21 protein-coding genes and 1 pseudogene are annotated in these 25,474 nt (G+C 39.7%); 12 read left to right on the top strand and 10 right to left on the bottom strand.

Annotated elements, in window-relative coordinates; translation table 11 throughout:
* Positions 1 to 18 precede the first annotated feature (18 nt).
* Together J2S11_RS08365 and J2S11_RS08370 are read right to left on the bottom strand one after the other, a co-directional pair.
* Entirely contained in the window at positions 19 to 867 is an 849-nt protein-coding gene (locus J2S11_RS08365; RefSeq protein WP_307393393.1) for an RNA polymerase sigma factor, read from the bottom strand.
* Between the two features lie 62 nt (positions 868 to 929).
* Complete coding sequence (locus J2S11_RS08370) at positions 930 to 1,367, bottom strand: Lrp/AsnC family transcriptional regulator (protein ID WP_307393396.1); 438 nt, start codon at positions 1,365 to 1,367, stop codon at positions 930 to 932.
* Positions 1,368 to 1,545: 178 nt separating this feature from the next.
* On the opposite strand from J2S11_RS08370, the pseudogene J2S11_RS08375 reads away from it, so the two are divergent.
* The 4 genes and pseudogenes from J2S11_RS08375 to J2S11_RS08390 form a co-directional block, all read left to right on the top strand.
* A pseudogene (locus tag J2S11_RS08375) lies at positions 1,546 to 2,580 on the top strand (alkene reductase); the annotation flags it as partial.
* A 124-nt stretch (positions 2,581 to 2,704) separates the two neighbouring features.
* The gene (locus J2S11_RS08380) at positions 2,705 to 3,862 is read left to right on the top strand and encodes a PQQ-dependent sugar dehydrogenase (RefSeq protein WP_307393398.1); all 1,158 of its coding nucleotides are present in this window, start codon (positions 2,705 to 2,707) and stop codon (positions 3,860 to 3,862) included.
* Positions 3,863 to 4,063: 201 nt separating this feature from the next.
* Positions 4,064 to 4,414, top strand: coding sequence for an SH3 domain-containing protein (locus J2S11_RS08385; protein WP_307393401.1), 351 nt, complete (start codon positions 4,064 to 4,066; stop codon positions 4,412 to 4,414).
* Between the two features lie 110 nt (positions 4,415 to 4,524).
* A complete protein-coding gene (locus J2S11_RS08390) occupies positions 4,525 to 6,825 on the top strand; it encodes an ATP-dependent DNA helicase (protein WP_307393405.1) in 2,301 nt (766 codons plus the stop codon).
* Between the two features lie 108 nt (positions 6,826 to 6,933).
* Here the strand turns inward: J2S11_RS08390 and J2S11_RS08395 are convergent, their stop codons facing one another.
* Positions 6,934 to 7,407, bottom strand: a complete 474-nt coding sequence (locus tag J2S11_RS08395) for a DinB family protein (RefSeq protein WP_307393408.1) — start codon at positions 7,405 to 7,407, stop codon at positions 6,934 to 6,936.
* Positions 7,408 to 7,472: 65 nt separating this feature from the next.
* Here J2S11_RS08395 and J2S11_RS08400 point away from each other — a divergent pair, with 65 nt between their 5' ends.
* Positions 7,473 to 8,183 (top strand): ArsR/SmtB family transcription factor, encoded by a 711-nt coding sequence (locus J2S11_RS08400; protein ID WP_307393412.1) that lies wholly within the window; start codon positions 7,473 to 7,475, stop codon positions 8,181 to 8,183.
* Positions 8,184 to 8,306: 123 nt separating this feature from the next.
* On the opposite strand, the gene J2S11_RS08405 is transcribed toward J2S11_RS08400, so the two are convergent.
* Both J2S11_RS08405 and J2S11_RS08410 read right to left on the bottom strand, forming a co-directional pair.
* On the bottom strand, positions 8,307 to 9,530 hold the full coding sequence (locus tag J2S11_RS08405; RefSeq protein WP_307393415.1) for an S-layer homology domain-containing protein: 1,224 nt from the start codon (positions 9,528 to 9,530) through the stop codon (positions 8,307 to 8,309).
* Between the two features lie 180 nt (positions 9,531 to 9,710).
* On the bottom strand, positions 9,711 to 13,664 hold the full coding sequence (locus J2S11_RS08410) for a S8 family serine peptidase (protein ID WP_307393417.1): 3,954 nt from the start codon (positions 13,662 to 13,664) through the stop codon (positions 9,711 to 9,713).
* Positions 13,665 to 14,077: 413 nt separating this feature from the next.
* Between J2S11_RS08410 and tpx the strand changes: the two genes are divergently transcribed.
* The 6 genes from tpx to J2S11_RS08440 all read left to right on the top strand — a co-directional run bounded on the left by tpx (position 14,078) and on the right by J2S11_RS08440 (position 17,896).
* Entirely contained in the window at positions 14,078 to 14,584 is a 507-nt protein-coding gene (gene tpx / locus J2S11_RS08415; protein ID WP_307393420.1) for a thiol peroxidase, read from the top strand.
* 230 nt (positions 14,585 to 14,814) lie between these two features.
* Positions 14,815 to 15,687, top strand: coding sequence for an amino acid ABC transporter substrate-binding protein (locus J2S11_RS08420; RefSeq protein WP_307393424.1), 873 nt, complete (start codon positions 14,815 to 14,817; stop codon positions 15,685 to 15,687).
* Positions 15,674 to 16,375, top strand: coding sequence for an amino acid ABC transporter permease (locus J2S11_RS08425; protein ID WP_307393911.1), 702 nt, complete (start codon positions 15,674 to 15,676; stop codon positions 16,373 to 16,375). Before J2S11_RS08420 ends, J2S11_RS08425 begins: the two co-directional genes overlap by 14 nt.
* Before the next feature lie 21 nt (positions 16,376 to 16,396).
* Positions 16,397 to 17,131: an amino acid ABC transporter ATP-binding protein gene (locus tag J2S11_RS08430; RefSeq protein WP_307393427.1), complete on the top strand. Its 735-nt coding sequence runs from the start codon at positions 16,397 to 16,399 to the stop codon at positions 17,129 to 17,131.
* A gap of 88 nt (positions 17,132 to 17,219) precedes the next feature.
* Positions 17,220 to 17,591 carry a YybH family protein gene (locus tag J2S11_RS08435; protein WP_307393429.1) on the top strand — a complete coding sequence of 124 codons (372 nt, stop codon included), beginning with the start codon at positions 17,220 to 17,222 and terminating at the stop codon, positions 17,589 to 17,591.
* A gap of 101 nt (positions 17,592 to 17,692) precedes the next feature.
* Positions 17,693 to 17,896: a DUF6501 family protein gene (locus J2S11_RS08440; RefSeq protein WP_307393432.1), complete on the top strand. Its 204-nt coding sequence runs from the start codon at positions 17,693 to 17,695 to the stop codon at positions 17,894 to 17,896.
* A gap of 174 nt (positions 17,897 to 18,070) precedes the next feature.
* On the opposite strand, the gene J2S11_RS08445 is transcribed toward J2S11_RS08440, so the two are convergent.
* The 5 genes from J2S11_RS08445 to J2S11_RS08465 form a co-directional block, all read right to left on the bottom strand.
* A complete protein-coding gene (locus J2S11_RS08445) occupies positions 18,071 to 19,627 on the bottom strand; it encodes an ABC-F family ATP-binding cassette domain-containing protein (RefSeq protein WP_307393435.1) in 1,557 nt (518 codons plus the stop codon).
* A gap of 85 nt (positions 19,628 to 19,712) precedes the next feature.
* Complete coding sequence (locus J2S11_RS08450; RefSeq protein ID WP_307393438.1) at positions 19,713 to 20,330, bottom strand: metallophosphoesterase; 618 nt, start codon at positions 20,328 to 20,330, stop codon at positions 19,713 to 19,715.
* 33 nt (positions 20,331 to 20,363) lie between these two features.
* The gene (locus tag J2S11_RS08455; RefSeq protein WP_307393441.1) at positions 20,364 to 21,482 is read right to left on the bottom strand and encodes an ABC transporter ATP-binding protein; all 1,119 of its coding nucleotides are present in this window, start codon (positions 21,480 to 21,482) and stop codon (positions 20,364 to 20,366) included.
* Entirely contained in the window at positions 21,483 to 23,186 is a 1,704-nt protein-coding gene (locus tag J2S11_RS08460) for an ABC transporter permease (RefSeq protein WP_307393444.1), read from the bottom strand. It abuts the gene before it with no gap.
* A gap of 57 nt (positions 23,187 to 23,243) precedes the next feature.
* Positions 23,244 to 24,350, bottom strand: coding sequence for an extracellular solute-binding protein (locus J2S11_RS08465; RefSeq protein ID WP_307393446.1), 1,107 nt, complete (start codon positions 24,348 to 24,350; stop codon positions 23,244 to 23,246).
* Positions 24,351 to 24,525: 175 nt separating this feature from the next.
* Between J2S11_RS08465 and J2S11_RS08470 the strand changes: the two genes are divergently transcribed.
* Entirely contained in the window at positions 24,526 to 25,428 is a 903-nt protein-coding gene (locus J2S11_RS08470) for a LysR family transcriptional regulator (RefSeq protein WP_307393449.1), read from the top strand.
* Positions 25,429 to 25,474 lie beyond the last annotated feature (46 nt).

The following is a 25,474-nucleotide window of genomic DNA, read 5'->3' on the forward strand; positions in this document are numbered from 1 at the left end:
ATATTTAGAATAAGCATGCTATAGGTTTATAGGTTTGTTTAGAATGTTGCGAATCCTTCCTTCAGCAATAACCGGTTCCAATTGCTTTGCTAAAAAGACCCTGATGTGCTCTCGGCGCACCTTCCCCTTTGAGCGCGATAGGATATTATACACATTACTTGTTGTTGTGCTGAAAATCCTAGCGATTTCCTGTGGGGACAATTGCTCAAAGAAGAAGGACTCAAAGATCGCTTTCTCACGCTTAGAAAGGCACTGTAACATTTGGTTTATTCCTATAACCAGTTCTTTTTTCATCAAAAGATTTTGGGGATCGGCTTGATAGGATTGAGTATGTACAAGATCTAAAGATAGTTTACTGGTAAGGTGGGTTAGAACATGATCAATATTAGACCAATCCGTTTCATTCTGTTCAATGTTCTTTCTCTGTTCATAATGAGAGAAAGGTTTTTCCTTGGCATATGGACCTCCACGACGCAAGCTCATATACACCTGATTCGTCACAATTTTTCTTAACCAAGGCAGAAACCGATTTGTGTCCATAAGAGAGCCTAGATTTAAGAAAGCTTTTATTAAAGCCTCTTGAACAATATCCTCAGCGAGAGTGTGATCTCGTGTAAGGCTATTAGCCCAGATGAAAGCCTGCTTTCTATACTTTCGTACAAGCTCACCGAAAGCTTCTCTGTCACCCGAACGAGCTTTCTCTACGAGCGAACACATATTATCTTTTTCAGACAATTCCCTCAATGCTTGAGATGATTGTGTAATCCTTGGGGCTGAACGCTTATCAGCCTGGACCTCCTCTTGAGAGCCTTCCTGAAAGTACAAATAGTGTTCGAACGCAGATTTATGTCTATCAATAAAACGCAACCATTCAACCTCCTTTCGCATACCCTACCTATATGATGCCAAGAGGACTTTAAATCTATCAATTATTTTTCCGTAGAAGGAATTAAAATTTTTGATTCAATGGGTGAAGATAATACGATAAGAGTGGTGGAGTCTCCATGAGCTCCGCTTTTATTAATGAATGCTTCGAGAGTTGGCATTGACTCTGTCACTATTTTTAGTAAGTAGTTGTATTGACCACTTATTCGGTGAAGCTCTATAACGTCATCTGATTCTTCACAAAACGCAATAAATCGTTCACAGTCTTTTGTATGAAATAGGAGATAGCTGACGATTCCTTTATTTAGCTTATCGGCAGAAAGAATGGCTCGATAATCCTGAATCACTCCTTTTTCTTCTAGTCTTTTTACTCTTTCAGTGACAGCAGGCTGTGATAGAGAAATGATCTTACCTAACTCTGTCATTGAAAGTCGAGCATTATTCTGTAGCTCCAAGAGAATTTGCTTGTCTATGTTATCCATGTTTTTACCTCACATTCATTTTATAGGTTCATTAATCGGAATAACTTAATTATATAGGTGAGTCTATAGTAATACAATGAATGGGCTATGTAAGATAATAATGAGTTAGATTATCATAATAGAGAAGGAACAAATAAAAAGGAGTGGAGTAGTTGTGGGTATGATTGCAAATGAAGCGCTTCTCAAACCAGTTAAATTAGGAGCATGGCACCTTAGAAATAGAGTAGTAATGGCTCCTATGACTCGCTGTTTTGCTGATGATATAACGGGAGTTGTGGGGGAGGATGTCGTAGAATACTATCGTAAACGAGCTGAGGACGGTATCGGTTTAATCATCACTGAAGGGATTATCATAAGTCCAAGAGCTAAGGGAACAATAGGCGTACCAGGTTTATATTCAAAGGATCAAATTGAAGGCTGGAGAAGGGTAACGGATGCTGTTCACAAAGCGGGTGGAACGATCATCGCTCAGCTTTGGCATGTTGGAAGACTCACTCATCATGAAATAGCAGGTGGCTTACCTCCACAAGCACCTTCAGCCATTGCTGCTAAAGGACATGTACATCGTTTTGGGAAGCCGTTTGAAAAGCCTGAAGAAATGTCCATATCGGATATTCACGAAGTTATTGATCAATTTGCTCTGGCGGCACGTCATGCTATGTTGGCAGGCTTTGATGGAGTGGAAGTACATGGAGCACATGGATACCTTATAGATCAATTTAACTCAGACATCTCGAATCACCGTAAAGATGGTTATGGAGGGAGCTTGAGACAAAGGTTAACATTTATGAAAGAAGTATTACAAGGAGTCGTTCAGGAGGTTGGAGCAGAGCGTACTTCCATTCGATTTTCAGCTTTAAAGGATGATCAACCTGATTATATGTGGGACAATCCAGTAATGTCTATTAAAGAGTTTCTAAATCTCTTTCGTGAGCTGGATTTAAGTGTTATCCATCCTTCAACTAATCATTTTAATGCTAAAATAGATCAGGGAAAAACTCTACATGAGATTGTCCAGGAGAACTGGGAAGGGTCAATTATTGGAGTAGGAAACCTAACTCCAGCCAAGGCTTCTCATGCTATAAAAAAGGGGACGATTAATTTAGCCGCATTTGGTCGGCCACTGCTTGCAAACTCAGATTTCATAAATAAATTAGTACATGGTAAGCAGTTAACTCCTTATGACTCAAAGCATTTATCTTCCTTATTCTAATTTTCTTCCTTAACTCAGTTCAGCATATTATCGTAGCTTTTGAAAACTTTTTGGTTTCTTGAGTATACCAAGTATTTTTAGGGTAAGAAGGTAGTATCTAACATGAGACTGGAGGTAAATAAAGGTGAAATCTATTCAAATCACTGCGTTAAGTGTTGCACTAAGCTTAGCTTTAGTAGGGTGTGCAGCAGAAACGGAGGAAAATGGTGTTGAATCTGAAATCATTGGACAAGATCCTAACGAAACAGAGGTAGATGGAAGTGAGAACGGTGAGGCTAATGAGGCAGATGATACGGGTACAAATGAATCTCAAGGATTTATTGATATTATAGAAAGTCGGGATGTAGCTGGAGGTCTAAATATTCCTTGGTCAATTGTTCATCATGAGGATATCTTTTATCTAACAGAAAGAGAAGGAGTTATCGCAAAAGTAGAGAACGGTGAGGTTACAAGAGAGGAATTAGACGTAACTGAAGAGGTTTTACATTATGGTGAAGGTGGTCTGCTAGGTTTTGTCTTAGATCCGAATTTCGCAGATAATGCAAAGGCTTATCTTTACTATACTTATGGAACAGAAGCTGAGGCTCTTAATCGTGTAATAGAAGTAGAGCATAGAGAGGGGACATGGGTGGAAACGGCCATTTTAATTGACGAGATTAAAGGAGCGCAATTCCATCATGGTGGTCGATTAGCTATTGGGCCAGATGACAAGCTTTATATCACTACAGGTGACGCTTTAGAGGAAAGCCTCTCACAGGATCTTAATGATGTGGCTGGTAAAATCCTGAGACTTGAGTTCGATGGCTCCATTCCTGAGGATAACCCAGATCCAAGCTCTCCAATTTATTCCTATGGACATCGCAATCCACAAGGCCTTGCATGGGATGAAGAAGGACAACTGTTTAGCTCTGAGCATGGACCATCAGCTCATGATGAAATAAATAGAATTGAACCTGGCCTAAATTATGGCTGGCCTGAGATCATGGGAGATGAAACGGCTGATGGAATGGAAGTAGCTTTATACCATTCAGGTAATGATACGTGGGCTCCATCTGGAATGGTTTACTTAGATGGGCATCTTTATGTAGCTGCACTACGTGGATCCATGGTGATTGGCTTTGATACGAATGGTGGTCAGTCTGAGGTTATCTGGGAAGGAGAAGGTAGAATTCGAGATATTTTTGTAGAGGGGAATAGCCTCTACATCATTACGAATAATACGGATGGTAGAGGTATGCCTGGCCCGGAGGATGATCGCTTAATTGAGCTTATTTTTGAATAATTGACCGGCGAAAAAGGTTGCGCTAACTAGATAAATCATATAAAATAGTATAAGAACTTTTGTTCGTTTATAGGGAATTAAGCACGCTATACTTTAGCATGCTTTTTTCTTTTGGCTCTATTCGTCTGTGTGTCAAAAACCGGACTATACAACAGTTGAAATGTAAGATGTACATAAGTTTTGATAACAGAGGTGATTGTAGTGAAGTATATAGTTATAAAAAAACACAGAACGAATTATTCGGACCCTATTACTTTAGTTAAGGGACAGTTTATAATTGTTGGTGAAAAATATATTGGTCCAGAAAAGTGGGATAATTGGTATTTTTGTACAACATCAGAAAATAAAATTGGCGGTTGGGTTCCAGGACAACTGATTGATTTAAGGGGAGCAGAAGGGATTATCTTAGAAGATTATACCGCAAGAGAATTGGATGTTAACAAAGGGGAGAAGCTTGTTGGTTTAAAAGAGCTGAACGGTTGGATTTGGTGTTTAAGAACTCTCAACTCAGAAGAGGGATGGGTCCCTAAAGAAAACTTAAAACTAGAGTAAACATAAAAGGTTGCACTATCTTTTTGAAAAAAAAATTATCTTTTAGAAAACAGTCCTTCTTCTTAAAGCTATGTTTTATAACAAAATATATAAGGGTCTTAGGAGATAACATGCATATTATTCATCTATCCATCCGATCATTAGTTGAATTTGTACATCGTAGCGGGAGTATTGATGCTGTTTCCTTTCGTAGCACAAGAAGTATGCAGGAGGGAACAAAGGCTCATAAGCTTGTGCAGGATTCACAGGATGAATCTTATAAAAAAGAAGTTTATTTAACGGCTGAGGTTGAGGAACAGGATATTTTGTTTCAGCTTGAAGGGCGATGTGATGGTCTGTTTCAAAGTAACTCTGTGATGACTATAGATGAGATAAAATCAACCTCACGACATGTTGATCAAATAAATGAAGATGATTACCCGGTTCATTGGGCACAGGGAATCTTATATGCGTACATGTATGCCAGTAAATTCGGTGAGAAACAAATGAATGTTCAATTAACCTATTATCATTTAGCAAGTGGAGCTAAGAAGCATTTTCAAAGAAGTATGCTGTGGCAGGAGCTTGAAGAATTTGTTCAGAAAACCTTAGAGCATTATGCTTCTTTTATTAAAGTTAGATTAAATTTAAAGCAGGAAAGAGATGCTACGATTCAAGCACTATCCTTTCCGTTTCCGTATCGTCAAGGTCAGAGGGATTTTGCCGTATCTGTATATGGAGCGATATTACATCATAAAAGACTTTTAGCTAGAGCCCCTACAGGAATTGGAAAGACAATTTCAACTCTTTTTCCAGCAATTAAGGCTTTAGGAGAAGGAAAAGCAGAGCAAATTTATTATCTAACAGCCAAAACGATTACACGAACAGTTGCAGAGGAAACCTTTACCTTACTAAAAGAACATGGCTTAAAGATGATAGTGGTGGCATTAACAGCTAAAGAAAAAATCTGCTTTCAGGAGCAGGTTCACTGTCATAAGGATGTCTGCGAATATGCTAACGGTTACTATGATCGTATTAATGAGGCTGTTCTCGATATCCTAGAGCATGTCGATTATATATTTAGAGAGGATATAGAAAAGTATGCTCGTAAGCATAGGATATGTCCTTTTGAGCTATCGCTAGATTTAACAAACCAAGCTGATTGCATTTTATGTGACTATAACTATGTGTTTGATCCGCGAGTATCATTAAAGCGTTACGGTGATGAACAGAAAAAAAGAACCATATTACTTGTTGATGAAGCTCATAATTTAGTGGATCGTGCTAGTGAGATGTTTTCTGCAGGTGTTGAAAGCTATTCATTTTTGACAGCACACCAGCTTTTAAGAGCTTCTGACTACGAATTAGCAGTCGCTTCAAAGAAGATCTATGATGAGCTTGGTAGACTATGGGAAAACGAACGAGCACTTTATGATGGCTTACATCATGTATTACCAGAGCAACTAAGTGAGCTCATCCAAACCTTTACTGCTGATTTAGGAGAATGGCTAAGCGGGAATGGACAATCTGATGGATCTCAGGAGCTACTTTCTCTTTACTTTTCTTGTTACTCATTCTTAAATATCAGTAAGCTGCTTGACCAGCATTTTTCGATTATTATTGATGGAAATAAGGAGAGCGTTCATATTACCTTACGTTGCCTTGATCCTTCTCAGCAATTAAAGGAGGCAACAGAGAAATATCGGTCAACCATCTATTTTTCTGCTACTCTTTTTCCAATAAAGTATTATAACCACTTGCTAGGTGCAGAGGAGGAGGATTATAGAATATCATTAGCTTCACCCTTCAACCCAAGTCATTTAAATGTTCGTTTATATCCGCTTTCAACGCGATATAGGGATCGAGAGAAAACAGCCAATCAGCTTGTACATGTAATTGAAAAGCTCATTGATGAACGGAAAGGAAATTTTCTTGTGTTTGTTCCTTCGTATTCGTATATGTACCGAATATATGATGAATTTTTAGATCTAAGTGCTACTCAGGAAAAAGTGAAAACACTAGTTCAGCATGAAAAAATGTCTGAAGAGGAACGAGAGGATTTTCTGAAGGCGTTTAAAGATGATGCGGATATACCTGTTATTGGATTTGCCGTGCTAGGCGGTGTGTTCTCTGAAGGAATTAATCTTAAGGGAGATCGCTTGCAGGGTGTTGTTGTGGTTGGAGTTGGCTTGCCTCAGCCGAGCATAGTAAGAGACAAAATGAAGGAGTATTTTGACAAACAAAATTTACCTGGGCGGGAGTATGCGTATGTATACCCGGGAATGAATAAAGTGCTTCAAGCAGGTGGTCGTTTGATTCGAACAGAAGAGGATAAGGGAATACTGGCATTAGTAGATGATCGTTACCTCACACCTACATATCAGTCTCTTATACCACATGAATGGAGACACCATGAAGTGAAATTTAAATAGATAAAACAAGCTCAAAATATAAGCTGATACACCAATTGTATGTGGTGTACCAGCTTATTAACATGATATTTAATTAATCCATTCTAGCTCTATTCATTTAACACTCGATTAATCCCAAATTAGAGGTCGTTGTAAACCAGTCATACGCATATATTGTAAGAATTGTCCTGCATGGACGGACTCATGATAGGCAATTCTCAAGAGCATATCTCCTAAATATCGTTGATAGCCAACATCAGATCGATCGATAAGCTTTGTTGAAAGCTCTTCCTGAGTAATAGTTTGAATGTAGGCAATAAAGTGATCAAAGTATGGTGTTGCCAAATCTATCTCCTTTTCAATTGAGACAATAGGAGAAGCTGCAAATGGATCTTCTGTTTCAATTTTAATAGAGCCATTATTCTTTAATATCATATGATAGTGATAGGTTGCGCTCCATATATGGCGTATCATCTCCCCAAACGACATCGCTTCATGATCAGGTCGCCACGCTATCCAGCTATCAGGAAGTGACTTCCATAGTTTAATAGAACGTCTTCGTGATTCCTGTAAGTTTAATAGGATAAGTTCAGTACTGTCCATTTCAATTCCTCCTCTTAAGATTCAATCTCATTGTATCAGCTAAATATTTAGGGTATGATCGAAATATGAATGTATATCCGAATATCTCATATATTGCAAAGCTAATTTCAGAGCCTACTCGAGCGTTGATTTTGGAAAGTTTATTAAGTGGTCAAGCTCTACCTGCTAGTGAATTAGCCTATATGGCTAAGGTAAGCCATCCAACGATAAGCTCTCATCTAGCTAAGCTAGTTGAAGGTAATCTGCTTACCGTGGAGCAGTCGGGCAGACATCGCTATTATCGGCTAGCTAACGAAGATATCGCCGAGGTGCTTGAAAAATTGGGAACGATTGCACCAGTGGTTGAGGTTCGTTCCTTACGCCAATCTGATCAACTCAAGCAGGTTCGTTACGCTCGTACCTGTTACGATCATCTTGCTGGTGAACTTGGTGTTAAGGTTGCTGAATGGCTGCTTAGCAGTGAATATTTGGCACTAGACGATGACGGTATGTATGTAGTTACACAAAAGGGTGGACCGTGGTTTTATCAGTTTGGAATTCATATTGAAGAGGCAACAAAAAGAAGAATTTTTGCCAAGCCTTGTCTTGATTGGAGCGAGCGACGACACCACATAGCTGGTTGGCTTGGAGCGGCTATAGCCACTCGTTTCTTTGATCTCGGTTGGATTGTAAGAGGGGATAGTACTCGTGCTGTACATCTTACTGAAAAAGGAGCTTTGGCTCTGAAGGAACAATTCGGCATTGAAATGAAAGCAGGATTGAAAGTGAGGGAGTAGTGTTATAGGAAGAGTTACTAATAAGTACAAAAAAGGTACATGGAGATATAAAAACAGAGCAAGAGAGGTGCCTAAAGTCTAGTGACTTTTATGACACCTCTTTTTAATTTGTTATACCTATCTTTAATCGAAATCTATGAATCTCTTAAGAAGAACACTGACCTCAGCTCTTGAAGCATTTTCATTTGGTGCAAAACGATCAGCTGTCCGACCTTTCATAAGACCTTTTTGATATAAAAGATGGATATCTGCAGCAGCCCAATGTGATGCTTGAACGTCTTTAAAAGGATGTGCCTCGGCTCCTTCTAGTGCTGCATTTTTCGATTGCTTCATAACTCTTGAAAGAATAGCGGTAATTTCTGCTCTAGATATAGGGTCTTGGGGTAAAAAGACTTTGGCTCCATTTTTCATCGTGCCCTGAATAAAACCGTACTCTGCAGCTGTTTCCACATAATCGTAAAACCAATCCGTTTTCTTTATATCTGTAAAGGTAGGATGTTGTTGTTGTTTCATATCTAAACCAAGAGCAATAACAGCAACTTTAGCAAATTCAGCTCTTGTCATGTTTCTTTTTGGAGAGAAGTTCCCTTCATTGTCACCTTGAATCACTTTGTCTAACGCTAACGCAGAGATAGCTTGCAGGGCCCAATCCAGCTGAAAGATACTTTGATGATCTTTAAAGGAGCGAATCACTGTTTCAGGGGTACTGTCTATCGTTTTATTTTTTGGTGCTTGTCCAATGGTTTCTTTTTTCTCTCTTAGAACACCTTGTTCAGAGGATGCCCCTATGGTCACCGTTGGATGATTAATCGTATGTCGAATATTAACTCCAGGATTATCAGGCATTATCACTAGGGATTTCTCTTGAGATAAAAGTGCTGCTCCAGCTTTTTTAGCATGAAAAGTAACTGTACCTATTTTCCCGTAGCCAGAAAACAATCCTCGATCACGTTGAGTAAGAACCTGACCAATTTTAACTTTTCCTTTTTCATCGATGGAATTAATTAAGGTCATAGGTTGATGTGCTGTCTGAAATACAGAATGTGGTTTAATCGTCTTTTCTTCAGAAACTGGAGCTATAAGCTCTGGATCAAAGTCAATATGTACTTCATAGCCTTCAATGTCACTATGCTGACCAATAAAGCCTTGTAGCCAAATAGCAACTTCAAACGTTTCTCCAACAGCAACATGTGAAGCAGATGGAACAAGACGAATTTGTGGAGTCTGTCCATTGTTTTCCTGTGAATAGACGGAGCTTGCATTCATGTTCAGTACTGTCAAAGAAATGGATAGAAAGAGAATGATAGCTGTTAAGAAGCTTAGGTTCTTCTTCATTCTGAATGGCATCTTTTTTCCCCCTTTTATTTATTAAACTCCTTGATATAGGTATTCATAGATATTTATAGACAGTAGACGTATCAATAGCCTATTTAATTGAATTCATAGGGTTGTTTTAATATGGTATAGAGGGGATAGAAACCTATCCCCTCTATGATTGATTAGTAACCTGTTAGACCTAGATCTGAATTAGTTTGAGTTAAAATTGTGCAGGATAAAGGATACATCCAATAGATCTACGACATTGTCTCTATTAATATCAGCCGCACTAGAACGAGCATTGGACCAGCCTGTACCTCTTACTTTTCCATACTCTCTAGCAACTAATTGAAGATCTACAAGATCAACCTTACCATCTTGATTCACATCTCCAGCCGTTAATGGGCCAAAGTTTCTAGTTACATTTTGATCAACGGTAACAGAAGTGGATTGACCAATGTGACCTGGAACAGCTACACGTACAGTGTAAGTTCCTTCATCTACTTGAAGCACATAGCTTCCATCAGAGCTTACTTGAGCAATGGCTGCTACAGTTCCGTTAGAGTCAACGGCTTCAACAAGTACGCGGTGGACTCCGTCAGAGCCTTGATACCATGTCTCACTGTAATCAACCTCAGGACCAAACGCTTGAGCATTGATGTTACCTGAAATTGTGTACTCTGGATCTGGCTCAACTGGACCTGTTGTCACTGTGACAGTTGTACCAGTAACATCACCATAATCGACATCCTCAGCATCGCTGCTGATGACACGAACATTGGATAGGTTTAATTGATACGTTCCAGCCGTATCACTTGCAAAGTTAAATGTAGCTAGGCTACCAGAACCAGTATAACCTTCAAAGTCACCTGCTAAGGAAACGATGTAATCCGTACGAACTTTACCGTCACCAGCATCCACTGTATTTTCATTAACAATGAGGGATACACTAGGATTTTGATCCTCCTGATAAGCAGCAAGTGTTACACTTGGAGCTGTAGTTCCTTTATTTAAGGCCGTATCGTACGTTAAACTGAATTGAGTTGAATAAACATCTGTTAACTCTGTAAAGTCAATGGACACCTGGAATGCTTGTCCTACCTGAACCTCTGAAGGACTTGCAACAGCGGCTATTCCTGGCTCATCAACAGGCGGTTCTGGCTCTTCATCATCATCATGCGTGTATTCAACAACATGTGCTGGTGCAGCAACACCATTGTCAGCTATGTCATAAACATAGATCTCAAACGTGTTAAGCCCAGCTTTAACTGGAACTTGAATACTGAAGTTTCCATTCTCATTAATAGTTCCGTCAGCTTGCTTCCATCCATTATCCTGATAAAGGGCAGCTACCGCTATAGCAGAATAGTCTCCAAGAAGATCTACTAGGAAATCTCCAAGAATTTCACCTGTTATGGTTCCAACACCATCAGCAACAGTAATAGCAGGATCGTCTAATCTAGATTCTGGAGCGTGTAGGTCTACAACAAATGGAGATTCTTGATCTAGAATTGGGCTTATGGAGCTAAGAGTTCCTACCCAAGGAATAACTACATAGAATCCTTCATCAAGATCAGTAGAACCAAATAGATCTACTACTGTACCATCCCAGTCACGGACAATATAGTTTCCTGGAGTTATACCAGTAAGGGTTTCAATAATTGTACCTTGCCATTCTAGGGATACTGCGTCATAAACATCTAATGAGAAGTATTGAGTTGATTCATTAATTCTAAATCGAATGTCAGTTGTATCTGAATAACCATCATCATTTGGTGAGAAGAACAATGGATCTAATGTAATATTTGTGACTACATCTGGTATTTCAGCTTCTCCTGTGAATATAGCAAAAGGAATTTGAATAAGATGTCCATTTGCTTCTTCTAGGATAATTTCACCTTCATATTGACCATCAGGAATTGTTTCACTAACTGCTAAGCTTACATTGAAATCTGTGGAGCCATTAGCAGCGACTGAAACAGAAGTGTCACTAAGTGTCAGCGTTCCTGCAGCAGGTCCATACCATGCTGTTGAAACCGTATAGCTCGAGTTTTCACCAACCACATCCTTAAGAGTTACTGTGCGGCTATCTGTAGAGCCCTGTGCTAGTAGACCAAAGGAGATGCTTCCTGTCAAATGAGAAATCACTTGTCCATTGTCTGTTGCATCTGTAAATTCTTCAACAAGGGCTACTGCTTTGGCAGAAAGAGTATTCTCTAGGTCAACACGTCCTGCCCCTTGATCCATATGGGAATAACGTTGTCCTTGTCGGTCACTAATTTTTAATGCATTATTCATTAGCAAGGATTTCACTTCAAATGGTGTTAGTGAGCTATCCTTTTGTAATAATAGTGCAGCGGCACCAGCAATATGTGGAGCAGCCATACTAGTTCCGCCTTTAGGATCATAGGCATCCTCATAATTCCCATCAAAGGCTGGAACAGTTGAAAGAATCGCAACACCTGGAGCTGAAACGTCTGGCTTAATCGTTAAACCTGGAAGAGTTGGACCTCTAGAGCTAGAATCTGCCATGACGTCTTCGACAAATTGACTATTGAACGTAATTGAATAGGCATCCTCAGCTTCATTTATCTTAGCAAGAATAGCTTGTCCTTCTTCTTGAGAAAGACTAAATGTAGGTACATAATCACCAGGCTCACCTAATGTTCCACCAAAGTTGCCAGGAGCATTATTGAAAATGATGACTGCTTCTGCACCTGCATTTTGTGCATTTACTGATTTCTCTCCGAAAGAAATAGCTCCACGTTGGATTAGAGCCACTTTTCCAGTAAGGTCTTTGCCAACAAGATCACTAGGTTGACCCAATCCAGCATATTCTATTTCAAACGTTTCACCAGCTATCTCTTCAACGTCTGGAGAGTATGACATGATACCGAGATAAACAGTGTCAAGCCCGTCCCCATAAGCAACTGGCTCATAGAGTGGTGGGTAAGAAGAACCCACAGAAATAGCAAGGTCTGATGTTGCAGGAATTCCAACCGTATATGGTTCTGGACCGGCATTTCCGTTAGATGTAACTGAAATGACTCCGTCAAGAGTTGAATAGTTTAAAGCAATGGAGATAGGGTCATAACGTGTATTTACATCTGCACCTAATGAAAGATTAATAACATCCATTCCATCAAGAGTAGCCCGCTCAATGGCAGCAAGAATATCTTCTGTTGTACCTCCACTAGGTCCTAAAACACGATATGCGTAGATATCAGAATTATACGCTACTCCACGAGTCAAACCTGTTGCACTGTTAGGGTCATCAGGATTTCCACGCCCTCCGACTGTACCAGCTACGTGAGTTCCATGGTCTGTCTCAAACCCTGGAATATTAGACTCCATTGGATCGTCATCATTATCCACAAAATCATAACCACCTTTATACGCATCTGCTAAGCTAGGGTGGTTATAATCAATTCCTGTATCTAAAATCCCTACTTTAATTCCAGTTCCATCAAAACCAAGATCCCAGAAAAAGTTCGACCCAATATGTGGAGCACTTTTATCCATGCTTGGAGTTATGCTATCCATTGGATCAACATTGAAAATGATGTCTTCATAGATGGCTTTTACGCCAGGGATTTCGAGCAGTCGATCAACCTGATCCGCTGCAATTGTTAGGGAATATCCGTTAAAAACATGAGAATATTGGCGATTAATTGAAGCGTTTAGCTTCTTCGCTGCAGTAGCAAAGCTTTCTTGCTCCGCTGTAAGTGTTCTTTGGTGAGCAACATCTGACTTGAGCAAACCGCTTTTCACCATTGCTCTGTAAGCAGCTGTAGGTTCAGTTTGAAGCTCAACAATAACAGTAATTCTTTCTTGGCTATCTGAGGCAGGAACAAAATTCTGTGCCTGTACAAGCTCATTTGAAGAAACTACACTGCCATCTTCCCTCTCGGCTTGAAACTGAGAGCGAGACACCGAAGCGCTGTTTTTGGACTGTTCCACAAGCTCTAGCTTATCCTTGTGATCAATAGAGGCTGAATCTACCTGGATGGAAGGAAGTGAAAGAGAATCTACTTGTAAAGTAGAAATGAGATTCTTTTCTCCGTTACCTAAAGCAAAGGATGGGAAGGCTAAAGTTAAAACTAGAGTAAGAACTAGCCAAAATGAGAACCGTTTTTTACTATTTTTTGTTCGATTGTGTGACATCGAATCCCTCCTAATCTAATCTTTTACGACAAAACAAACCAAGCCAGGGTCAACATACTAGAGTTGCTTCCAATCCCTCCTTTCTCTGACCGACTTCCTTGACTGACCTAGGAGTGCGTGTGTCATACTATGTATGTCAACACTAAGTGTAATAGATAGATTAGGAAAATAATGTCATAATATAAGAATCGTTTTTTCAAAGATTGTGCGAATATTCAACCAAATTTGACATGAATGGGAAGGATCATCTTTTTTTTGCGGCGTACAATTCGTAGGGAATGCTGTAGAATCAAGATACTTGTCCAAAAATAGCAAAACATTTGATTGTTAAGTGAGAATATGATAGTTTTTAAAGGAGTTCATAGCTTTCAAATGAAATAAATTTGAGAATTGAGAAAAAGGAGAGATTCGTAATGGCAAATGTAACATTTAAAGGAAATCCAGTTACTTTATTAGGAAGTGAAGTGAAGGTAGGGGACAAAGCCCCTGATTTTACAGTATTAGCGAATGACCTATCTCCTGTAACACTTAATGACTCAAAAGGAACAGTACGTATCATCAGTGTTGTTCCATCCCTTGATACAGGTGTATGTGATCAGCAGACTCGTAGGTTTAATGAAGAAGCAAGCAATCTTACTGGTGTCAAAATTTTAACGGTTAGTGTGGATCTACCATTTGCTCAAAAGCGTTGGTGTGGAGCAGCAGGAATTGAAAATGTTCAAACTGTATCTGATCATCGTGAGCTATCATTTGGAAAAGCTTACGGAATTGCGATTGAAGAGCTTCGTTTATTAGCACGTGGTGTATTCGTTATTGATAAGAATGATCAAGTTGTTCATGCTGAATATGTACCAGAAGCTACGGAGCACCCTAATTATGAGGCTGCAGTAGAAGCGGCAAAAGCAGCTAGTAATCAGTAATCAGCTACAAAAAAGTGTCAAATTTAAAAAGTAAAGCTTCCCTTTCACAAAGTTGAAGAGGGGAGCTTTTTTGTTTGAGTTATTACCTTTTCATTTATTGGACAAAATATGAAGAAAGAAATGAACTAAAATTTTTTGAGCTTTCTAGTTGCCAAATTCATGTTGTACTCCTATAATGAAAGTTGCACTATAAAGACATAAAAACATATAGGAATAGGGTGGATTAAAAAATGAAGACTTCTAGAAAAAATATTCTGCTTTTCTTCTCTCTTTTACTTACTGCCATTCTGGTTTTGGGCTGTGGACAAAGTCAAGATACTCCGAATGAGGAGTCAACAGGAGATACGTCTGGATCTTCTGAAAATGATGTGAACCAAGATATATCAGAAAATGGTGAAGAAACTCTCTATGATAAAATTCAAGCCGAAGGTAAGCTGCGTATTGGAACAGAAGGAACCTACGCTCCTTTCACCTTTCACGACGATACGGGCAAGCTTACTGGTTTTGATGTAGAGATAGCTGAAGCCATTGCTGAACAGCTTGGTCTTGAGCCTGTATTTATGGAGACTCAATGGGATGGAATGTTTGCTGGATTAGATGCGCAGAGATTTGATCTGATTGCTAACCAGGTTGGAATAAGACCTGACCGTCAAGAAAAATATGATTTCTCAGATCCGTATATTACATCAACTGCTGTTTTAGTAACTCATGAAGATAATCAAGCTGTAAATGATTTTGAGGATATAGAGAATCTTAAAGCGGCTCAAACATTAACTAGTAATTTGACGGATATTGCTAGAGAGAATGGGGCAGAGATTGTAGCTGTTGAAGGGTTTAACCAAGCCATAGAACTTCTCGTTTCAAAGAGAGTAGATATTACGATTAATGATGGCTTGTCGCTTTTAGATTTCTTAAATCAAAGACCAGAAACACCAATTAAAATTGTGGCTAAGCATGAGGATGCCGCCTATAATGGCTTTATGTTCAGAAAGGGAAACCCGGAGCTGGTTGAAGCAGTAAATGAAGCATTAGAAGAAATTAAAGCAAATGGAACGTATTTAGAAATCTCTGAGAAATGGTTTGGCACCGATGTTTCTGAGTAACTTTTTTGAAAACCCCGATCGAGTGATTCGCTTGTGGGAAATTGCACAAAGCTCCTTTTGGCCTTTGCTTGAGGGAGCTTTAAAATTTTCAATTCCATTAGCTCTGATTTCCTTTGCCATAGGATTAATGTTAGCAGTCCTAACTGCTGTGGCCAGACTATCTGGACTTTGGCCGTTGCGTTTACTAGCTCGGTTCTATGTTTCCATCATTCGCGGGACTCCTCTGCTGGTTCAGCTTTTCATTATCTTCTACGGATTACCCAACTTAGGAATAGTCATTGAACCATTTCCTTCTGCGGTAATAGGCTTTTCCTTGAGTGTTGGAGCTTATGGGTCTGAGATTGTTCGAGCTGCGATTTTATCCATACCAAAAGGACAATGGGAAGCGGCTTCCTCCATTGGTATGACGTATGCTCAGTCGCTAAGAAGAATTGTATTACCTCAGGCCGCAAGAGTTTCTATACCTCCGTTATCCAACTCGTTTATTAGTCTAGTGAAGGATACATCGTTAGCGGCCGTTATTCTTGTTCCGGAGATGTTTAGAAGAGCACAGGAAATTGCTGCTTTCCGTTATGAGCACTTATTAATTTATGTTGAAGCGGCGTTAATCTATTGGGTAATATGTATGATTCTATCCTTTGTACAGGATCAAATAGAGGCAAAATTAGATCGGTATGTAGCTAAATAAACTAGAAAGGAGGAATAAACGTTGATTTCCATACGAAATGTGCACAAGTCGTTTAATGACCTACAGGTGCTTAGAGGTATTGACTTAGAGGTGGAGAAGGGGAAGGTCGTGGTTATTATCGGTCCTTCTGGCTCAGGAAAAACCACTCTGTTACGCTGTCTCAATGTACTTGAAATTCCAACACAAGGCACTGTATCCATTGATCAGCTTTCTCTTAGCTTTGAGCAAAAGGTAGTCAAAAAGCAGTTGTTGGAGCTACGTCGAAAAACAGGGATGGTGTTTCAAAGCTATAACCTATTTCCACATAAAACGGCATTGGAGAACGTAATGGAAGGGCCAATGATAGTGAAGGGTCTGCCTAAGGAACGTGTCGTTTCATTAGCACAAGGGCTATTGGAAAAGGTAGGATTAGGGGAAAAAGCAGATCAGTATCCTCATCAGTTATCTGGTGGACAACAGCAGCGAGTTGGGATTGCCAGAGCCTTAGCTATGGAGCCGAGTGTCATGCTTTTTGATGAGCCTACTTCCGCTCTTGATCCTGAGCTAGTCGGTGAAGTGCTAAAGGTAATGAAGGATTTGGCACAGGAGGGCATGACCATGGTTGTTGTGACTCATGAAATGAAGTTCGCAAAAGGGGTCGCGGACGAAGTTGTATTTATGGATCAGGGTGTCATAGTTGAGAGGGGGAGACCAGAGGATGTTTTTAATCAGCCTAAGCAGGAACGTACAAAACAGTTTCTTTCCTTAATTGAATAAGGATTAAAAAAGATAACTAGCCGTTTTGTTGATTAGATGGATATGCTAGACTAAGAGGAAATATAATTTAGGCTAGCAGGAGGTAAAAATGTCGTATAAGGCTGCACTGGAGACGTACATTAACGCTACGAATACTCATGATTTTACTCAGGTTGAACAAGTCCTACATCCGGATGCTGTTTATTGGTTTTCAGATAAAACATGTACAAGTATAGATGAAATCAAAGATTACTTTAACAGGGCTTGGGATATGATTAAAGAGGAGAAGTATACAGCAACAGAAATACAATGGATTGCTGCTGATCAGCACGTAGCCACATGTATTTATACGTATAACTACGAGGGCTATCTTGAAGGTGGTTTTGTTTCTGGAAAAGGTAGAGCAACCAATGTGTTTACTCAAGTAGATGGTAAATGGAAGCTTATACATGAGCATCTGAGCAGCCTATCTTCCTCATAAGGATCAGAGTGAGATGTTGTACCTTTTTAGGATTCGTTTGCTCATCATGTTGTCTTATCATATAATAGGTTTACGAATAGAGTAGAGGAGAGAGAACAGTAATGCTACATAAAACCTGGCAAAACGATCAGACAATTAAAACGGTAAAATGTATCCATACAAACGCAGAAAAATTCGTGGTCAATAAAGTATTAACTGAAGGTAAAACATACGAAGTAAAAAATGAAACAGATGAGTTTTATTTTATTATTGATAACTCCGGCAAGGTTGGCGGATTCTATAAGGACTATTTTGAAGAGGTTTAGTATACAAGCTCATGCAAGCTAAGGCAATGGATTTAGAAATTCGAATTCATTGCTTTTTAGATTAAGGTAACTAAGATTTTGGTGAAATATGTAGAAAAGATTGAAAAGAGCATGCTGGATGCACATAACCCAGTCATGCTCTTTTTTTACATAGTCATCTGAATACATCACTTTTTATACTAGCTTTGTTGTCCACTCTTCACAGTTCCAGACATCAGTAGCCACATCATGATAGAATTCAGGCTCGTGACAGATTAACAGGATACTACCTTTGTATTCCTTGAGCGCACGCTTCAATTCGTCTTTAGCCTCAACGTCCAAGTGATTTGTAGGCTCATCGAGGACAAGAAGATTTGTCTCCATATTAATGAGCTTACATAAACGAACCTTTGCTTTTTCTCCTCCACTTAGGACAACTACTTTACTCTCAATGTGTTTGGTTGTAAGTCCACACTTTGCTAAAGCAGAGCGTACTTCAAATTGAGTAAAGGCAGGGAAGTGCTGCCAAATTTCTTCAATACAGGTAATATCACTTGGGTATTTTGCTTCCTGCTCAAAGTAGCCAATATGCAGATAATCTCCGAGCTCCACATTTCCTGAAATTGGTTTATTTTGACCAAGTATACTTTTTAGCAGAGTTGTCTTACCAATCCCGTTAGCCCCCATTAGAGCAATTTTTTGCCCTCGTTCCATTTGCAGATTAAGTGGCTTTGACAAAGGCTCATCATAGCCAATAACCAAATCCTTAGCTTCAAAAATAAGCTTACCTGACGTACGTGCAGGCTTGAAGTTGAACTGTGGTTTAGGCTTTTCTTTAGCTAGCTCAATCACTTCCATTTTATCAAGCTTCTTTTGACGAGACATAGCCATATTACGAGTGGATACCCTGGCTTTATTGCGTTGAACAAAATCCTTGAGCTCTGAGATTTCCTGCTGCTGTCTTTTATAAGCAGATTCAAGCTGCTGCTTTTTTGCTTCATAAATCTGAAGGAAATTATCATAGTCACCTACATAACGGTTAAGCTCTTGACTTTCCATATGATAGATCAGATTAATGACACTATTGAGAAATGGAATGTCATGAGAGATCAAAATGAACGCATTTTCATAATCTAATAAATAGCGCTTCAGCCATTCGATATGCTGCTCATCAAGATAGTTTGTCGGCTCATCTAGTAGAAGAATATCAGGTTTTTCTAGTAAAAGCTTAGCGAGAAGAACCTTTGTTCTTTGACCACCACTAAGATCCTGAACATCACGCTCAAGACCAACATCCTCAAGCCCTAGTCCTCTGGCAATCTCCTCTACCTTGGAATCAATCACATAGAAGTCATTATTCGTCAGCATATCCTGGATGGTTCCAACATCCTCAAGAAGCTGCTCTAGCTCCTCTGGACTGACTTCTCCCATTTTTTCATACAGCTGATTCATTTCCGCTTCCAGATCAAAGAGATACTTGAAAGCATCTCGAAGGACATCTCTAATCGTTTTACCACGTTCTAGAACAGTATGCTGATCTAGATAGCCTACGCGGACATTTTTGGCCCATTCAACGGTACCTTCATCAGGCTCAAGCTTGTTTGTAATAATATTCATAAATGTCGATTTTCCTTCACCATTAGCCCCTATTAGACCAATGTGCTCTCCTTTTAGAAGACGAAAGGATACGTCATTAAAAATGGCTCGGTCACCGAAGCCATGACTTAGTTTTTTAACAGTTAAAATACTCATATTTAACACCTTTCCATATCAGGCTATAATCCTTCTTTATTATAAACGACATGTACGGGTTTTCAAAGAGATGAAGTGAAAGAACTTAGTAATGGATAATATCTATTTCTCCTGTAGTAATTCTTTTACGATAGGAAATCTTATTTGTCAGGTCAACAAGGGATAAAAATAATCGTTTCCCAGCGCCGGTATCAATGCCAATCCTATCGTCCTTCCATAAAATATGACCAAACTTAGCACCTATTCTGCTTGTTAGAGTATGACCAAATACAATTTGTTTTCCCCTGATCGGAAAGTTTGAGTGAAAGAACTCATCTCGAATAGTGGTTAAATCTGTAATGCTCTGATTTTGTAATTCTACTCCGGCTCTTACACCTGCATGAGCGTAAATGTATTGATCGTCCGCTTTCCAGAGAGGCATTTGTAGAAGAAATTGTCTCATTCTCTCCGTAAGCGGAGCAGCTAACTGATTTCGTTTATGATCAAGGACATCCTGCTCATGGTTTCCTCGAATTACCCATGCTCCCTGTTGCTTTAAAGAATATACAATCTCTAATGTGCCCAAGGAATCAGGCCCTTTATGAATATAATCACCAAGCAGAACTAATTGGTCCTGCTCAGGAGAGTATTGAGCGGTAGTGAGTAATTCCAATAAGCTTTCCCCATGCCCGTGAATATCTGATATAACTAATCTTCTGTTCATATAGACCTCGCTCGTTCATACATTATTATCATGTTATGAGGGATAAATAAAGGTTTTAGCAGTTGGGAATTGAAGCTGTATCGTTCGTCCGGTCTCTATTTCTTCTATTGTTGAGACAGTAATACTGCATTGTTCCGTTAGTTGGATGAACACGCGCCATTTTCTACCCTCATAAATCTTATGCGTAACCTGACCCTGCAATCTGTTTAGCTGTGTGGTTGAATCAGATTCAGTACACCAGTCATTAGTGACAAGCTCTATGTCCTCTGGATGAAAAAACACATCAACTTGCTGCCCAGTTGAGTAGGCTGAGGAATGAGCATTTTCTTCTTTTTGTTGCAGCACACCGTACAGCTCTTGTCCAGCAAACTGAAAGGAGCTAAGCTTGTCAGAATGCTTAGTTCCAGCAGTTCCTGACAATTGATTCATATAGCCAAGCAGTTGAGCCACCCACGGTGATTTAGGTGTCTCAAAAACCTCTTTTGGTGTAGCAAACTGCTCAATAAGGCCATCCTTTAGAATCATTAAGCGATCTGCGAGGGCAAACGCTTCGTACATATCATGAGTTACATATAATACAGTTACACCAAGCTTGCGTAGTAGGAAGGAGAGCTCGTTACGCATATGCATTCTCAGCTTTATATCAAGATTTGAAAGAGGCTCGTCCATAAGCAAGAGCCTAGGTTTAGTTGCTAACGCTCTAGCAATTCCGATTCGCTGCTGCTGTCCCCCAGAGAGATGGGCAGGTAGACGCTGTAATAAACCATGTAGATTCAATAGCTCTACGAGTTCATTTACACGGATTTCCCGTTCTTTAGCGGATATCTTCTGTCTTTTTAATCCGTAAACAATATTTTCATATACACTCATATGGGGCCACAAGGCGTAGTCCTGAAACACCATGTTGATCTGTCTTTTTTCCGGAGGGAGCGAACGCTTCTTATTGGCGACAAGTGTTTGATTCATATAAATCTCTCCTTCATAGGGCTGTTGAATCCCGGCAATCTGCTGAAGCAGTGTTGATTTACCACAGCCTGAAGGACCTAATATACAGATGATTTCTCCTTCCTGCATCGAAAAGGATACATCACGGAGGGCGTATACTTGGTTGAATTTTTGCTGGAGCTGATGAACCTCTAAAATCGTTGACATTTATTCACCCTTCTTTCTGTCTAAGTAAGCAAAGATTCTTTTACCTACAAAGTCTAAAGTAGTAATGATTGCTAGTATGATCGCTCCACTTACAATCGTAGCGGCCGTTGAGTAGCCGTAATTGAACTGTTCAAAGGATTTATCTATAGTAACTGGCAGTAAGTAATAATTAGGGGGATAAAGCATTTTGGCAATAGCTAAGTCATAGATGCTTGTACCAAACGCTGCAAGTACAGCAATCAGCAATGAATTTTTGGCCAGTGGTAAAATAATTGTGCTCATTTGTTGCAGCTTACCTGAGCCCTGTATAGCAGAAGCATAAACCATATTTTTAGGGATTTTTGCAAAGGCTCCACTTTGCAAACGAACAGCAAAGGGGATGGCTCCAGCAATAGCAGCAAGAATGACAATCCATACCGTACCGTAAAGATTTAAATGAATCGCTTCAAGCCATTTTTGATTCCAAATAAAAATGTAACCAATCCCTAATACAACACCTGGAACAACTAATGAGATGAGAGAAACGGATTGAATAACACCTTTTAGCTTAAAGGAAGTGAAGAATAGAACATACGATACAAAAAAACCAATCACAATACTAATAAAAGCCGCAAATCCAGCAATCATAAGTGAGTTTGTTAAACTTTCCAAAAATCTTTCGTCCTGAAGAATTTGTACATAATGATGAATGGTGAAGTTATTTAAAGCGATCCCTGATCCAAGGCTCTGCATAATGGATACAAAAAAGCTGGAGCCTATTGGAATACCAATCACAATGGCTATAAAAGACAAATTTCCGATAGTAAGAAGTGGACTGTATTTTGTTTCTTTTGCCTGAAACTTTACAGCCTGTGAATTTAGAAAATCAAATCTAGCCTTCTTCATCACAAAAAATAAGAACAATAGAGCTAGGATAAGAATTAAAACAAGATAAAAGGATAAAACTCCTGCCTGATCAAACCTAGTTGGCGAGGTATAAATCGCTGTATAAATCGAGTATGGCAGGGTAGGGAAGCGGTATACAGTTGCTAACGCTGAAGGCAAGCCAAAGTCACCAATTGTATCCATAAACACCAAAGCCCAGCCTGCTAAGAAAGCAGGGTATAGCATAGGGATATGAATAGTACGCCAAAGGGTAAATGGATGAGCACCGCATAGCCTTGCCGCATCCTCATATTTAGAAACGTTCCATTCAAGTGCAGCTGCAACGGCCAAATAAGCTAGTGAAAATTTGCTCAGAGTCATAATTAGGATTAAGCCCGAAGGACGAAAAATAACGGTATTGACCCAATCCCAGCCTAATGCTTGACTAGCTATCCCAGCTGATCCGGCAAATAGAATCCAGCCTTGAGCTAAGATAAAGGAGGGAGTAATTAAAAGCAGCCAAACAGCTAGGCCTAGAAGCTTTGCCGTTTTAAAGGACCAGCGAGTACGAACAAGGGCTAATGTTCCTCCGAGAATTGTTCCACAAAGCCCTGTTCCTGCTGCTAAGATCAATGAATTTTTTAAGGAATGACTCCATAATGGGCGGTTAAAGATGTCGAGTAGCTGAGAAAATCCTGAGTACACTCTATGCCCAAAGAAGAAGCCAGGAAATACAATTTGAAGTAAGACGGATAATAAGGGCAAAAGAATCAAGATAAAAAGGATAAGGGTCATCCCCACACCCAAAAAGTTAACTTGGGAGGGGAATGCACCTTTCATTGAGAGTGTTCCTTTTGTTTTTAAACGCATAATTAAAGGTCCTTTCTAATCTCTAATCTATTGGACAGCTCGATCAGCAAACCATTGCTTAATATAGGATTCATATTCAGATGCCCATTTAACATCTGGCAGGGCGAGAACAGGGTCCTTTTCTCTGGCAGGGTTAGGTGAAACATCTTTTACGAATGGGGTAAAGTAGCCTTCTGTATCATCAAGAGCTGTGAGCTGGTTTTGTGTTTCTGGATCTAATAGAAACTCAATAAAAGCTTTGGCTACCTCTACATTTTCAGTGTGTTTGCCAATCGCAGCTACACGGACAGATCCAGGAGAACCTTCTTCAGGCCAGATCATTTCGATAGGCTCACCAGCTTGCATTAAGGCGTAACCGTTATGCTCCTGTAAGGCAGCTGCGGCAACTTCTCCCGTAGCTACTGCGTTTCCTACTGGACCGTTTTTAGGGAATACATGCAGGTTTTTCTGACTGAATAATTGGTCAAACATTTCTTCAGCCGGCTCCATTCCAAGATCATAGAAAAACCATGAAACGACTGGATAAGCTGGTGCAGCTATTCCTGGATCAGCCATAGCTATGGGTTGGTCTAAGCTGAAAAACTCTTCCCATGTTTGTGGTGCATCAGAAGGGTCTATGAGATTAGTGTTATAAGCAATGGTAGCTGCAGCATGAACACCTGTAGGGAAATAAGCGTTGTTTGGGTGAAGTAGCTCTTTTCCTTGCTCATTTAGATTCTCTAAATTACTCGGCTCCCAATCCTTTAAGAAGAAGCCTCTTTCTGCTAAGCCATACAATGAGGCATGTCCATCTAGCCAAATCACATCCCATTGTGGGTTACCTTGTTCCGCTTCAACTCGAGATAGCACCTCACCGCCACCTCCATGAACGACCTCTACTTCATAGCCAGTCGCTTCTTTAAACATATCTCCAATGACATCAACAAAGTCATTAGCGTAAAGCACGATTGGTTTATTCTGTGCAGGTGTTTCAGTGTTTTCTGTTGCCCTATCATTGTCATTGTTTGCCCCTTGATTCGCTAAAGGTTGTGCTTGTGATTCTTGATCACCACATGCTGTAAGAACTAGCATGGCAAGGGCTAAAAGAGAAATAAGGAAAAAGGATGTTCGAAAAGATGATTTGCGTATTGTCATGGGTACTCCTCCAATTTGTCAGTAATGTTGTGAACGACTTCATTCTAGCAGTGTGATATAAACTAAGATTTAATAGCGTGTTAAGGCTTTGTTAAGTTTTATCTAATCTATTGAAATTAAATTAGATTTTATCTATGATAGGGCTGATTGCTGAGGTGCAAAGGAGGTCTGATCTATGAATTTACAGCAGCTTAAGGTATTTGTTCTAGCGTGTAAGGAGAAGAAGCTTAAGACGGTAGCTGAACGATTGGATGTAAAGCAGCCGACCGTTAGCTTTCATCTAAATCGATTGGAGGAGGAATGCGGAGTCCCGTTGTTTAAATCCTCATCTAATCGAATTGTGGAATTAACTCCTGAGGGACAAGCTCTTTATCCATATGCCCTACAAATGACTATTTTGGCTGAAGAGCTTGAATATCATATTGCTCATTTTCAGGAGAAGCAAAAGGGACAGCTTCGCATAGGTTCAACATATACACCAGCTACATATTTGCTTCCAGAGTATCTTGCCTCATTTAAGAGTAAGCATAATCAGATTCAGCTTTCTTTAGAGGTAAAGCCTGCTCACAGTATTCTAGACCGATTAAAAAACTATGAGCTTGATCTAGGCATTATTTCATACAGTCATTTAAACGATTCGTTGATTTTGGCTGAAGAACTGTTTGAGGACCAGCTCGTCCTTTTACTACATCCAAAGAACCCCTTGGCTAAGAAAGACAAAATTGAGCTATCAGATATAAAAAAGCAATGGTTTGTTATGCATGAAGAGGGATCGATGTCACGTACATTGATTGAAGATTGGACGACACAGCATAATATGAAGCTACAGACGTTGATGGAGGTTTCAGCAACAGAAACGATGAAGGAAGCCGTTAAGCAAAATATTGGGGTAGCTATCGTATCCGAGCGCTGTTCCCTACAGGAGATCAAGAGAGGGGAGGTTGTGATCAAGAAGCTACCAGCCTTTAAGCAGGAGCGCTTTATTTATATGATTCGACACAAAGAACGAGTACAATCTCCAATCAGTCAGAGCTTCACGAAGGGCTGTGTTGACTTTTTTTCTAAATATCAATCTTAGGTCTTAGAGTTAATCGCGAGGTTACATGGTAATATAGAAATGTGTA

The organism is Bacillus horti (genome assembly GCF_030813115.1).
GTDB classification, from domain to species: domain Bacteria; phylum Bacillota; class Bacilli; order Caldalkalibacillales; family JCM-10596; genus Bacillus_CH; species Bacillus_CH horti.

Bases quoted from the DNA above. Each gene is read 5' to 3' on its own strand.
- J2S11_RS08370 (WP_307393396.1), bottom strand. From the start codon at position 1,367: ATGGATAACATAGACAAGCAAATTCTCTTGGAGCTACAGAATAATGCT.
- J2S11_RS08390 (WP_307393405.1), top strand. From the start codon at position 4,525: ATGCATATTATTCATCTATCCATCCGATCATTAGTTGAATTTGTACAT.
- J2S11_RS08395 (WP_307393408.1), bottom strand. From the start codon at position 7,407: ATGGACAGTACTGAACTTATCCTATTAAACTTACAGGAATCACGAAGA.
- J2S11_RS08400 (WP_307393412.1), top strand. From the start codon at position 7,473: ATGAATGTATATCCGAATATCTCATATATTGCAAAGCTAATTTCAGAG.
- J2S11_RS08405 (WP_307393415.1), bottom strand. From the start codon at position 9,530: ATGCCATTCAGAATGAAGAAGAACCTAAGCTTCTTAACAGCTATCATT.
- J2S11_RS08410 (WP_307393417.1), bottom strand. From the start codon at position 13,664: ATGTCACACAATCGAACAAAAAATAGTAAAAAACGGTTCTCATTTTGG.
- tpx (WP_307393420.1), top strand. From the start codon at position 14,078: ATGGCAAATGTAACATTTAAAGGAAATCCAGTTACTTTATTAGGAAGT.
- J2S11_RS08420 (WP_307393424.1), top strand. From the start codon at position 14,815: ATGAAGACTTCTAGAAAAAATATTCTGCTTTTCTTCTCTCTTTTACTT.
- J2S11_RS08425 (WP_307393911.1), top strand. From the start codon at position 15,674: ATGTTTCTGAGTAACTTTTTTGAAAACCCCGATCGAGTGATTCGCTTG.
- J2S11_RS08435 (WP_307393429.1), top strand. From the start codon at position 17,220: ATGTCGTATAAGGCTGCACTGGAGACGTACATTAACGCTACGAATACT.
- J2S11_RS08440 (WP_307393432.1), top strand. From the start codon at position 17,693: ATGCTACATAAAACCTGGCAAAACGATCAGACAATTAAAACGGTAAAA.
- J2S11_RS08445 (WP_307393435.1), bottom strand. From the start codon at position 19,627: ATGAGTATTTTAACTGTTAAAAAACTAAGTCATGGCTTCGGTGACCGA.
- J2S11_RS08450 (WP_307393438.1), bottom strand. From the start codon at position 20,330: ATGAACAGAAGATTAGTTATATCAGATATTCACGGGCATGGGGAAAGC.
- J2S11_RS08455 (WP_307393441.1), bottom strand. From the start codon at position 21,482: ATGTCAACGATTTTAGAGGTTCATCAGCTCCAGCAAAAATTCAACCAA.
- J2S11_RS08460 (WP_307393444.1), bottom strand. From the start codon at position 23,186: ATGAAAGGTGCATTCCCCTCCCAAGTTAACTTTTTGGGTGTGGGGATG.
- J2S11_RS08465 (WP_307393446.1), bottom strand. From the start codon at position 24,350: ATGACAATACGCAAATCATCTTTTCGAACATCCTTTTTCCTTATTTCT.
- J2S11_RS08470 (WP_307393449.1), top strand. From the start codon at position 24,526: ATGAATTTACAGCAGCTTAAGGTATTTGTTCTAGCGTGTAAGGAGAAG.